The 275-nt window shown below is 35.3% G+C and carries 1 protein-coding gene; it reads left to right on the forward strand.

Annotated elements, in window-relative coordinates; all coding sequences use genetic code 11:
* Positions 1–275: SDR family oxidoreductase (locus tag KK062_RS30305; protein ID WP_254088123.1), on the forward strand; the 275-nt coding region annotated here is incomplete at both ends.

Here is a 275-nt window from a genome sequence, read left to right on the forward strand (position 1 = left end):
TAATAATACTGGCTTTTTTGTGCCCGGAGAAATTGCTTCTGAGCCCGATGGAACACTTGAAAGCATGATAAATGCGAATCTTTATAGTGCATATTATACGACTCGTGGACTTGTTCAGATAATGAAGGAAAGAAGATCCGGACATATATTTAATATATGCTCAATAGCCAGTATAAAAGCTTATTCTAATGGTGGATCTTATGCTATTTCAAAATTTGCATTGCTAGGATTATCAAAATGCTTGAGAGAAGAACTCAAACAGGATAATATACGGG

It is taken from the genome of Dawidia cretensis (assembly GCF_018598175.1).
GTDB lineage: Bacteria > Bacteroidota > Bacteroidia > Cytophagales > Cyclobacteriaceae > Ohtaekwangia > Ohtaekwangia cretensis.